This window comes from Rhizobium sp. 42MFCr.1 (genome assembly GCF_000377185.1).
Lineage (GTDB): Bacteria > Pseudomonadota > Alphaproteobacteria > Rhizobiales > Rhizobiaceae > Rhizobium > Rhizobium altiplani.
Map to the genome: position 1 here is coordinate 199996 of NZ_KB897823.1, position 11844 is coordinate 211839.

Below are 11844 nucleotides of genomic sequence, written 5' to 3' on the forward strand. Positions count from 1 at the left end.
GAGGAATTTGGATGACTTTTTCGTTTCCGCTTACTGAGAAGCGTAATGTTGTGGAATTGCTGAAACACCTTGCCCAGCATAAGCTTAGCTACCCGGGGAACTGCGTTGTGACGGTGAAACCGCACGTCGCCCACGTACAGTCGATGAATTCGTTCGCGTTGGGTACGGCTCGTACCGCGTGGTAGCGACGCGGGGGCGAAACTGATTTTCAAGCCGCTGCCCATCATAGACGCAGGGCCAGTTGTTCAACGCACGTGTCGGCCAGATGCTCGAGCGAGGAGATTGTCACGCCGAGCAGCCGTATTCCCTTGCTGATAGGAAAGACGGCTCCCAGCAGCACGCAAATGGATTCCTCGATTTCCTCTTTCGATCGGAAACCATGGCCAATCGTCCTTGAGCGGGTGATCTGCATGAAGTCGGCGTACTTAACCTTGAGCGTCACGGTCTTGCCGGTAATCCGATTTGCCTCGCAGTAGTGCCAGACCTTCGCAATCAGGGGCTTCAATCCTTCCAGGGCAGGCTCGTAGGTGTGAATATCCACAGTGAACGTGTCTTCCGCTCCGATAGATTTTCGGACCCTGTTTGGCTTTACCTGACGATCATCGATCCCACGCGCGATGCCGTAAAAATACGGCCCGGACTTGCCGAAATGCCGAACGAGAAACTCGAGATCCCTCTCTCTTAGATCGGCTCCAGTTTCGATACCGAAACGATGCATCTTCTCCGCAGTCGCCGGACCGATGCCGTGAAACTTCTTGACAGGCAGCGCCGCCACAAAGGCTGGTCCGTTCTTCGGCGTGATGACCGCCTGGCCATTTGGTTTGTTGAGGTCACTCGCCATCTTGGCCAGGAACTTGTTGTAGGAGATTCCCGCCGATGCGTTGAGGTTGGTTGTCGCCTTGATCTTCGCCCGGATTTCAAGCGCGATCTCGGTCGCGATCTCCATGCCCTTCAGGTTCTCGGTGACATCAAGATAGGCCTCGTCGAGCGACAGCGGTTCGATCATTGGGGTGTATTCGGCGAAGATTTCCCTGATCTGAGCTGAAACAGCCTTGTAGACGTCAAAGCGCGGCTTCACGAAAATCAGGTCGGGGCATTTGCGCTTTGCCGTCACTGAAGGCATTGCAGAATGGACGCCGAACTTACGGGCCTCGTAGCTGGCCGCCGCCACCACGCCGCGCGCCTCGGAACCACCGACTGCGACGGGACGACCGCGAAGGTCAGGGTTGTCGCGCTGCTCGACGGACGCGTAAAAGGCGTCCATGTCGATGTGGATGATCTTGCGTGGGCGCTCGATTGACAGATTTGCAGCGGGATCACTCATCGGGCGTCTCTGTAGTACGGACCAGGCAAGGAAACCGGGCCTGACAACGGTCGATGCCATCCACGCCATTCATTCGCGAACAGCCAACGGCAAGCCGCCGCCGGAGCTGCCGGAAGGACAGGCTCGCTCCATATTGTCTGACGAGGGCCTTCCGGTCGAGATCGCTCGCTCTCTCACACGCAGCGCATTCGAGGGTGACGACAGAGCCTCGGTAATCTCGCAGCGTTGGTTCATCGCAGAAATTTTTTCTCATCCGGAAGATATTGTACGCCCTGTGGACCAGCGTTTGCTAGCGCATTGAATTCCCTCATGGATCGTCGCACCGCGCTGCTGTGGATGGCTTGTTGGTTCAAAACGCACCTGAAACGCGCCCGTTGACTCAAAATCCGGAAAGGAACAAATGTAGAACATACTCGCTTTTGAACGAGATGGAACCCTTGAATTGACGAAGGCTACAGATGGCGCAACCAGGCGCAAATCCTGTCATCACCGAACTTCGGGAGCGTATCGCGCACCTCGAAGGTGGCTTAGTGCGTCGCAATCAGGTTCTGCCGTTCGGTGTTCACGAGATCGATGAGCACCTGCCTGGAGGCGGACTGTCTTTCGGTGCGGTGCATGAGTTCGCTGGCGGAGGATCGGGCACCGTCCGACGGCGCGGCAGCCGCTTTGTTTGCCGCCGGGATAGCCGCGCGTACCAAGGGCAAGGTCATCTGGTGCCTGACGAGGCCGGACCTCTTTCCGGCTTTGGCTCAGGCTGGCCTTCAGCCGGACCGCGTCGTCTTCGTCGAGGCGACAAGGAGGAACACGTGCTTGCTTCCATGGAGGAGACCCTTTCGTTCGCGGTCTCGGAGCGGTCGGCCGAACTTGTCCGATTGCCGATGACAGCCTCCCGCAGGCTGCAGCTTTCCGCCGAAAAACGGGAACCATGGGTCCGGTCGTTCGACGCTGGCGGCGACAGGCGGAGGCCTCCGACCTCGGCCAACCGTCCGCGTCAGCGACCAGGTGGCGTGTGAGCGTCGTGCCGTCGGAGGAGCTTCCGGTTCGGGGTGTGGCAAGGCCGAGATGGTTTCTGGAACTGATGCGGGTGAAAGCAGGTGAGTGCGCTGAGTTTTTCGTAGGAGCGTGTGATGTCCAGGGTCGTATCCATCTATCTGCCGGAGTTGGCGACGGATCGAATACGTCGCAACGACCCTTCTATCCCCGTTGAGCAACCCGTTGCCGTAATCGCAAAGAGCGGCCCAAAGCGATGGGTCTCGGCGGCCGACGCTGCGGCAAGGAAAGCGGGAGTCCGTGTTGGGATGGCGGCGGCGAAAGCCCAAGCCATCGTCAGGGGCTTGATGCTGATCGACGCCGATCCGGCGGCCGACGCAGCAGCTCTCGCAAGGATCACGCTTTGGGCACTCAGCCAGTATTCTCCAATCGTCGCTGTTGATGAGCCCGATGGCATTGTTATGGACACGGAAGGTGCTGACCATCTTCAGGGTGGGGAGCTGCCGATGTTGACCGGAATAGCCAACCGGTTCCATGGGAAAGGACTGACAGCGCGGGTTGCTGTGGCCGACACGTGGGGAGCGGCACACGCTTGTGCTCGCGCGATCCGAACGGGGACGGTCATAGTTCCGATTGGACAGACGGTCGGGGCCGTCGAACACCTTCCTCTTTCATTGCTCAGGCTTCCGGCCAAGATCGTTAGCGATCTCAATATTCTCGGTTTCAAGTCGATTGGGGAGTTATCAGCAACGCCCCGAGCACCACTGACCCTTCGCTTCGGTCCGGAACTTGGACGTCGCCTGGATCAGGTTTTTGGTCGGGTCGCCGAGCCGATTGATCCGATCCGGGTACCGGAGCTGATAGAGGTCAGCAGGGTCTTTGCCGAGTCAATCGGTGCCGCGGAAACCATTAACAAATATGTTGCTCGGCTCGTTGTGCAGCTCGTCGCCGAACTGGAGCGCAAGGGTCTTGGCGTGCGGCGAACGGATCTCATTGTTGAGAAAGTTGACGGTACACGCCAGGCAATCCGTGCAGGAACCGCCAAACCTGCTCGCGACGTTGCCTGGCTGTCGAAGCTCTTTCGAGATCGTACTGAAAAAATTGAACCGGGGTTCGGAATCGAGAAGATGACATTGGCGGCGGTTATGACACAGCCGCTTGAGCAGGAGCAGCGATCCTCTGACCTCATAGAGGAGCAGGACGATGACATCACGCCGCTGATCGACGTGTTCGGCAATAGAGGGCAACGGGTCTACCGGGTCGTGCCGGTCGCCTCAGATGTTCCCGAGCGCAGTGTACTGCGGATCGCGGCTGCCGCTCCAGATGTCGAGGAAACGTGGGCGCACCACTGGCCCCGGCCTGTGCGATTGCTCGCCCGCCCAGAGCAGATCGAAGTCATCGCACTCCTGCCTGATCATCCGCCTGCGAGTATCACTTGGCGTGGCAAACGACGAAAGGTCAAACGCGCTGATGGTCCTGAACGCGTTTTCGGCGAGTGGTGGAAGCGCGACAGTGAACTAGAGGCAGTGCGCGACTACTTTGTTGTCGAGGACGAAGGCGGCGAGCGTTTTTGGATATTCAGGTCGGGTGACGGGGTCGACTCCGAGACAGGATCCCATCGATGGCTCATGCACGGAATATTCGGATGAGATACGCCGAGCTCCAAGTCACGACCCATTTCAGTTTCCTGCGTGGCGCAAGCAGCGCCGACGAGCTGTTTGCCACCGCAAAGGCACTTGGCATCGAGGCGATTGGCGTTGCTGACCGCAACAGCCTTTCCGGGATTATCCGGGCACTCGAGGCATCGCGCGCGACAGGCGTGCGCCTTGTTGTCGGATGTCGGCTCGATCTGCAGGACGGGATGTCGATCCTTGTCTATCCAACCAATCGCAACGCGTACTCGCGGCTGACCAGGCTGCTCACACTTGGCAAGAGCCGGGGCGGAAAGGGCAAGTGCATCCTGGGGCTCGATGATGTCGTTGCTTATTCAGAAGGACTTTTGGCCATCCTGTTACCCGATCTGCCGGACGCGAACTGCGCTGCCCAGCTTCGCAAGGTGGCAGAGGTATTCGGCAATCGGGCCTATGTGTCTCTCTGCCTGAGGCGCCGACCGAACGACCAGATGCGGCTTCACGAGATTTCGAAGATGGCTGCGCGTCACCGTGTGAAAACCGTCGTCACCAATGATGTCCTGTTCCACGAGCCCGGCCGCCGCCAGCTGCAGGATGTCGTCACTTGCATTCGCAAAAACACCACGATCGATGAGGTCGGCTTCGAGCGCGAACGCCATGCCGACAGATACCTCAAGCCGCCCGAGGAGATGGAGCGCCTGTTCCCACGCTACCGCGAGGCGCTGGCGCGGACGATGGAGATTGTCGAACGCTGCGGGTTTTCTCTTGAAGAGCTGAGCTACCAATATCCCGAAGAAGCGGTCGTAATGGGCATGGACGCGCAGCAGTCGCTCGAGCATTACGTCCGCGAATGCATCCCAATCCGATATCCGGAAGGCTTGCCCCAGAAAGTTCTCAGGGCCATAAAACACGAGCTGGACCTGATCCGCACGATGAAGTACGCGCCGTACTTTCTGACAGTGTTCAGCATCGTTCGTTTCGCGCGCTCAAAGGGTATTCTTTGCCAGGGCAGGGGATCGGCGGCAAATTCGGCCGTCTGCTACATCTTGGGGATCACCTCGATCGATCCCGAGACCAACGATCTCCTGTTCGAGCGTTTTGTGAGCCAGGAGCGCGACGAACCGCCAGATATCGACGTCGACTTCGAACACGAGCGCCGCGAGGAGATCATCCAGTGGATTTACACGACCTACGGTCACGACAAGGCGGCCCTCTGTTCGACCGTAACGCGGTACCGAGCCAAGGGTGCAATCCGCGACGTCGGCAAGGCGCTCGGGTTGCCGGAGGATATCATCAAGGCGCTATCGGCAGGCATGTGGTCTTGGTCGGATGAACTGGCAAGCGACCGGAGCCTGCGGGAACAGGGCCTTAATCCTGAGGACCGGCGGCTTGCTCTGACGCTCAAGCTCGCCCAGCAACTGATGGGCGCGCCCCGTCATCTCGGTCAGCATCCGGGCGGCTTCGTGCTGACCCATGACCGACTCGACGATCTCGTTCCCATCGAGCCGGCATCCATGGCCGACCGTCAGGTGATCGAATGGGACAAGGACGACATAGAGGCTCTAAAGTTCATGAAAGTCGATGTTCTGGCGCTCGGCATGCTGACCTGCATGTCCAAGGCCTTCGATCTGCTTCGCGAGCACAAAGGCGAGGACCTCGACCTCGCGGGAATCCCCCAGGAAGACAAGGCGACCTATGCGATGATCCGCAAGGCGGACACACTCGGAACATTCCAGATCGAGTCACGTGCACAGATGGCCATGCTTCCGCGCATGAAGCCGAGGACCTTCTACGATCTTGTCATCCAAGTGGCTATCGTCCGCCCGGGTCCGATTCAGGGCGACATGGTCCATCCCTACCTCCGACGCCGGGAGGGCAAGGAGCCTGTCGAGTACCCGACACCGGAACTGGAAGCCGTTCTCGGAAAGACGCTGGGGGTGCCACTCTTCCAGGAGTCAGCCATGAAGGTTGCGATGGTCTGCGCTGGCTTTACAGGCGGCGAAGCCGACCAGCTCCGCAAGTCGATGGCCACATTCAAGTTCACCGGCGGCGTCAGTCGCTTCAAGGAGAAGCTGGTTTCGGGGATGATCAAGAACGGATACTCGGCCGAGTTTGCGGAGAAGACGTTCAGCCAGCTCGAAGGATTCGGTTCATACGGCTTCCCGGAAAGCCATGCTGCCTCCTTCGCGCTGATCGCCTATGCCTCGAACTATGTGAAGCGCCATTTCCCCGACGTCTTCTGCACCGCTCTGCTGAACTCGCAGCCGATGGGCTTCTACGCGCCTGCCCAGATCGTCCAGGATGCGCGTGCCCATGGAATTGAAGTCCGGCCCGTCTGCATCAACCAGTCGCGCTGGGATTGTACGCTCGAGCTTATCGAAAGAACCAATCGCCATGCGGTCCGCCTCGGAATGCGCTTGGTGAAGGGACTGGCCGTAGCGGATTCTGCCCGGATCGTCGCTGCCAGGATGAACGCATCCTTCGAAACGGTCGACGATGTTTGGCGGCGATCGCATGTCCCAACCGAAGCGCTCGTACAACTTGCCGAAGCCGATGCATTCCTGCCGTCGCTGAAGCTCCAGCGCCGGGATGCGATCTGGGCCATCAAGGCCCTGCGTGACGAACCTCTTCCTCTGTTCGCCGCCGCTTCCGAACGTGAAGCACGTGCGATCACCGAGCAGCAGGAGCCTGAGGTCGCACTCCGACAGATGACCGCGGGTCATAACGTTGTCGCAGATTACAGTCATGTCGGACTAACACTGCGCGACCATCCGATTGCCTTCCTCAGAAAGGAGCTGACGGTACGCCGCATCGTCACTTGTGCCGAAGCCATGAACGCTCGTGACGGTCGATGGTTGATGACGGCAGGTCTCGTCCTTGTAAGACAAAAGCCTGGCTCAGCGAAAGGCGTGATGTTCATCACCATCGAGGATGAGACTGGGCCGGCCAATCTCGTCGTCTGGCCAAGCCTGTTCGAACGCCGGCGTCGGATCGTCCTCGGATCGTCGATGATGGCGATAAACGGCCGCGTTCAGCGCGAGGGAGAGGTCGCACATCTTGTCGCGCAGCAGCTTTTCGACCTGTCCGGGGAATTAGGCGAGCTGACTGATCGCGATCTGGACTTCAAGTTGCCGACAGGTAGGGGCGATGAATTTGCGCATGGTTCGCCAGGCAGCCCGGACTCACGTGATGGGGCGGCGGCCAAGCCGAGGGACATTTTCGTCCCGGACCTGCATATCGATACCTTGAAGGTGAAGGCGAGGAACTTTCATTGATGGCATGGCAGCGGATTCGCGCGTCGCCCCTCACGCGGGTAGACCCGCAAGCCTCAATCCTTGGCGTAGCCGATCAACGTCCTTTTCTTCTCTGAGGTATGAGACATCTACAAGCCAGTTTACATAATCAACCGGACCCGCGGCCGCATCTCCGCACCATCGCCTGCTGACAGCATCGAGGAAGACCCGGCCGCATTTCTCTGCATCCTCGATCCGGTTGAGGTGAGCGTAGGCGGCCGCGCGCCACGCCATGTCTCGCGGCTCCCTTTCCGGCGTGGCGAATGTTCGCTGTTCGAGAAGGACGGCCGCCTCGCTGTATCGCCCTGTTTGGAAGAGGAGGCGGGATTTATAATAGTTGTACCAACTGGGATATAATGGGTTCAGTCGATACGCGATCTCCGCACCGGCCAAGCCCTCCTCAGCCCGCCCAATCGCTCCTTGCATCCATGCCCACATTATCAGAATGGTAGCATCGTTGGGGTTCATCGACTTCGCCAGGCCAAGATGATGTTCAGCTCGTTTGAAGTCTCGCCACGTCAAGCAAATGTATCCCAGTGTGGACTGAACCCGTGGATCGCTTGGATCGAGGGCAAAAGCCATCTCGGCTGAACGCAGTGCTTTGATCCTGTTCTCATCCTCTTGTCTTGGAATGCCAATAGCACCGTCCGACGCGCGGTTGAGGTATATGTAGGCGAGGCCTGTATGGGCTCTGGCAAACGTCGGATCAGTTTTAGCGGCACGCTCGAAAAGCGCCTCCGCGCGTGCCTGCGCTCCTGGCCTGAAGTCGTCAGAGAGGCGGTTGCCCTGCAGAAAGAGATCATATGCCCGCATGTCTTCCGGGCGACGACGTCGTGACGTCAATTCGTTGTCGTCTATGACGCGTTGGGCGACCATGGCGACGATGCTCTGCGCAATCTCCTCCTGAGTGGAAAAAATATCGTCAAGCGATCGGTCATATCGATCCGCCCATAGGTGTGTCCCGCTCGCTGTCTCGACGAGCTGGACCGTAATTCGAACACGGTTACCAGCGCGCCTTACACTCCCTTCTACGACATACCCCGCGCTGAGCGTCCTGCCCACCTCGCGCAAATCGAGCATTCGGCCGCGTAGCGCAAATGACGAGGTTCTCGCTATCACCATGAGCTCGGTGAACCGTGCCAATTCCGTGATGATGTCTTCAGTTATTCCGTCGCTGAAGTAAGCCTGCTCCGGATCACCGGACATGTTCTCAAATGGAAGTACGGCAATGGCAGGCCCCGTCGATTTTGGAGTTTCGGGTGAAGTGTAGGCAGACCCGCTAAGTGGCAGATGGTATGCCTTGATCGGCCGCGCGATGTTCTTGAGGTGCTGCTCACCAGCGTAGTCGAAATTCGCGTCAACCTTTCCAGCGAGCTGTTCGTAGGCTGCCCCCGAAATCAGAAGATCACCCGGCTGGCACAACTGCTCCAGTCGGGCCGCAACGTTGACACCATCTCCGAGCAGGTCGTCACCGTCCACCACGACATCACCAAGATTGATGCCTATGCGAAGGATGATCCTGTTTGCGGAACCGGCCGGCTCCTGTTCATTCGCCAATGTGTTCTGGATCGCGATTGCGCACGAGACAGCCTCAACCACCGAGCTGAACTCGGCGATCAGCCCATCGCCCATCAATTTGACCAGCCGGCCGGCATGTCTTGCAATCAGTGGACGAAACACCGAGGTCTGTAAATTTATCAGAACCGCAAGCGTATTGCGTTCGTCGGCCTCGACAAGTCGTGAAAACCCGACGACATCGGCAACTAGGATTGCGGCTAGCCTTCGCTCCAAAGCTTCCCCTCCATTCCCCCGACAGTCGGCCCTGTCAGCTCCCGGCCGGATACCCGCATAGAAAAGCACACGTCCAAGGCCGGGTTAAGTGAGAATTCCGATGCCGCTCGTTCGTGGCTTACGAGACTCATATTACGCCGAATGCTGCGACAATGCGCTTTTCGTTCCGCGAAGAAGCAGCGTCCCGGGTCACCGCGTTGACCCCATCAGTGGCGCAACGCTACGCGCGGCCAGGTAAGGTCATGAAGGCTGTCGTCAGAATTTTCTCTATAGATCCACCCGGGAGGATCGATCGGGACTTCGGTTATGGCCGCCGGGTCGTGCAATGCAGGATTTGCAAAGCTCACCAATCCCAGACGCTGGGCTGAGCCTGTGTTAGGTATTTCTAAATCGAAGACGACTAATGTCTCCGCATGCGCGGCTTACTCTTCCTGTTCGGTATCCTGGCTTGCTCGTGGGCGATAGATCGGATCGCATTCGGGGGGCAATACAGTCATGTAGCTTGGCGTGAAGCGACCGACCAGGCCAATTTCTTTCGCCATCACGTCGAACATTCGATTAAGGGCATCATACCCCTCTCTCGACGTTGATCGCCCCCCCTCTCACCCGCGACGGGGTCGTTTACCTCCTTTGAGTTCATCGAAGCGAACTTCAGGTTCAGTTCGCGCGAACTCACGTGAAGGTTGATTAGTGCACTAACGCCCTATCTCAGTCATTGGAATGCATACGGAGGGCAATGACCGTGATTGTCGAAAAAGAACTCATTTCCAGAATTACATGGCGACTAATGCCGTTTCTCGGCATCCTCTACCTAATCGCATACATCGACCGCCAGAACGTCAGTTTCGCAAAGCTAGACATGGTCGACGCCCTCGGCATGAGTGAATACGCCTACGGTCTTGGCGCCTCGCTGTTTTTCATCGGCTATTTCATATTTGAAGTACCAAGCAATCTTCTATTGGACCGGTTTGGGGCCAGCAAATGGTTCGCGCGAATCCTGGTGTCGTGGGGTGCGGTTACGATAGCGCTCGCCTACACGCAGAATGCTACGATGTTCTACATCCTCCGTTTCTTGCTGGGGGCATGCGAAGCGGGCTTCTTTCCCGGTGTCCTGTATCTGCTGACTCTCTGGTATCCGTCCGCCTATCGCGGAAGGATGGTCGGCTTGTTCATGATTTTCAGCGCTCTCGCGAATGCCGTCGGCGCGCCACTGGGCGGTATGTTGCTCGATCTGGATGGTCTCTATGGTCATGCAGGCTGGCAGTGGGTCTTCCTGGTGACGGGAATTCCCGCTGTTGTCGCGGGCTTCGTTACATTGATCTACCTCTCAGATCGGCCTGAAAGTGCGACGTTTCTGAATTCCGAGGAAAAGACCTGGCTGAGGGACCGCCTTGCTTTGGAGAACGCTGGCATGGAGGCGACCGCCAGCGATGGCTTCAAGGCGCTCGTCAATCCGCGGGTTCTCTTGATGGCGATCTGCTATATTGGGTTTCCCCTAGCGGCATACGGTCTCAGCTATTGGCTTCCGACCATCGTCAAGAGCTTTGGGGTCAGCAATACGGCCAACGGCTTTCTCAACATCATCCCATGGGTGCTGGTTGCAATCGCGCTCTATGCGGTGCCGTCAGCCGCAGACAAAGCCTCGTCGAAGACGCCCTATATCGTGGTACCAGCGGTTGTCGGCGCCGTTTGTCTGGTTCTGTCCGCCGTGATTCCGAACCATCTGCTTCAGTTTGCCTTTCTCTGTGTTGCGGCAGCGGGCATCTTTGCCGGGCAACCTGTTTTTTGGAGCCTACCGTCACGATTCCTTCGAGGGGCGGGTGCAGCCGCAGGTCTGGCGGCAATCAATTCTGTCGGAAACCTGGGCGGATTTATCGCGCAGAACGTCGTACCGTGGATAAAGGATTCGACCGGCAGCACCATTGCCCCGATGTTCTTCCTCGCGGCCTGCCTGGCTGCTGCAGCAATTCTGGTACTGGTCGTTGGCCGTATGATCGGACGCACGCCGACGTCGAGTGAAAGCGGAAAAGCCAAAGTGAACGTGTAGTTGGCCCGTGGAATTCAAAGGAAAGCGGGCATGGTGACGACGAGGCAGGTTTGGGAGGAAGGAGCCCGACAGAAGAATCATAGGTAAGTACTATTTACGCTATTTTTTTGCACGCCAGACGCATATGGAATTTTATATGCTACATTATTTTATCAATACTTTAACTAAACTCTATTCAAACTGATTTTCATTGAAGCGGATAAAGACTCGAATGTTTGTATTGTCGGTAATTGACCGTGATGATCAACGTGATTTTCTGGTGGCAAACCTCCACCTTAGAGGAAGGTATCTCTATGCCGACGCCTGCGGCGCCAGATATCGCTTTCGAATTCAGGACGTGATCAACCTTTCTCCAGTCAATGACCATATGATTTTTCCACCTATTTCTGCCGCTAGAAGCGCCGGTCTAAACTAGTCGGCCGTGAAGAACACGGAAGCTGCTGATTAGACATAGGAATCGAAGGATCTGCAGATCTTCTAATTGCCGGAAACAGCCACCGAACGGGCTGTTTCCTTGCAAAATCAGTTTGAGGTTTCCCTGGTTGGCGGAGCGTGATTCACTGGGTTTATCGCGGTGAATCGGAGAGCCAGGAATGGGTAAACCACGCGAACGGCGCCAAACGGGTGAACAGGATTTATTCCGATCCCGGCTCGACCAGATCATCAACATGAAGCACGAACTTGTGCGTCTGGCGCAGGCTATTGACTGGCCTGTGTTGGAAGCCCGCTTTGGGACGGTCTATTCGGACGGAGCTGGCATGCCGCCAT

5 protein-coding genes and 3 pseudogenes are annotated in these 11844 nt (G+C 57.6%); 5 read left to right on the forward strand and 3 right to left on the reverse strand.

What is annotated here, in order from left to right; genetic code table 11:
• Nucleotides 1-223 precede the first annotated feature (223 nt).
• Nucleotides 224-1324, reverse strand: coding sequence for a DNA polymerase IV (gene dinB / locus C934_RS0109220; protein WP_026371692.1), 1101 nt, complete (start codon nucleotides 1322-1324; stop codon nucleotides 224-226).
• A 458-nt stretch (nucleotides 1325-1782) separates the two neighbouring features.
• On the opposite strand from dinB, the pseudogene C934_RS31790 reads away from it, so the two are divergent.
• The 3 genes and pseudogenes from C934_RS31790 to C934_RS0109240 all read left to right on the forward strand — a co-directional run bounded on the left by C934_RS31790 (nucleotide 1783) and on the right by C934_RS0109240 (nucleotide 7220).
• Nucleotides 1783-2531 (forward strand): annotated as a pseudogene (locus tag C934_RS31790) (ImuA family protein).
• The gene (locus C934_RS0109235; RefSeq protein WP_026371694.1) at nucleotides 2452-3963 is read left to right on the forward strand and encodes a Y-family DNA polymerase; all 1512 of its coding nucleotides are present in this window, start codon (nucleotides 2452-2454) and stop codon (nucleotides 3961-3963) included. Before C934_RS31790 ends, C934_RS0109235 begins: the two are co-directional and overlap by 80 nt.
• Complete coding sequence (locus C934_RS0109240; RefSeq protein ID WP_018856431.1) at nucleotides 3960-7220, forward strand: error-prone DNA polymerase; 3261 nt, start codon at nucleotides 3960-3962, stop codon at nucleotides 7218-7220. The genes C934_RS0109235 and C934_RS0109240 overlap by 4 nt, the downstream gene beginning before the upstream one ends.
• 30 nt (nucleotides 7221-7250) lie before the next feature.
• On the opposite strand, the gene C934_RS0109245 is transcribed toward C934_RS0109240, so the two are convergent.
• Together C934_RS0109245 and C934_RS35600 are read right to left on the reverse strand one after the other, a co-directional pair.
• Nucleotides 7251-8444 (reverse strand): tetratricopeptide repeat protein, encoded by a 1194-nt coding sequence (locus tag C934_RS0109245; RefSeq protein ID WP_245267935.1) that lies wholly within the window; start codon nucleotides 8442-8444, stop codon nucleotides 7251-7253.
• Nucleotides 8445-8591: 147 nt separating this feature from the next.
• Nucleotides 8592-9098 (reverse strand): annotated as a pseudogene (locus C934_RS35600) (adenylate/guanylate cyclase domain-containing protein); the annotation flags it as partial.
• Between the two features lie 673 nt (nucleotides 9099-9771).
• Between C934_RS35600 and C934_RS0109255 the strand changes: the two are divergent.
• Both C934_RS0109255 and C934_RS34625 read left to right on the forward strand, forming a co-directional pair.
• The gene (locus C934_RS0109255) at nucleotides 9772-11076 is read left to right on the forward strand and encodes an MFS transporter (RefSeq protein ID WP_026371695.1); all 1305 of its coding nucleotides are present in this window, start codon (nucleotides 9772-9774) and stop codon (nucleotides 11074-11076) included.
• Between the two features lie 593 nt (nucleotides 11077-11669).
• Nucleotides 11670-11844: pseudogene (locus C934_RS34625) on the forward strand (IS5/IS1182 family transposase); the annotation flags it as partial.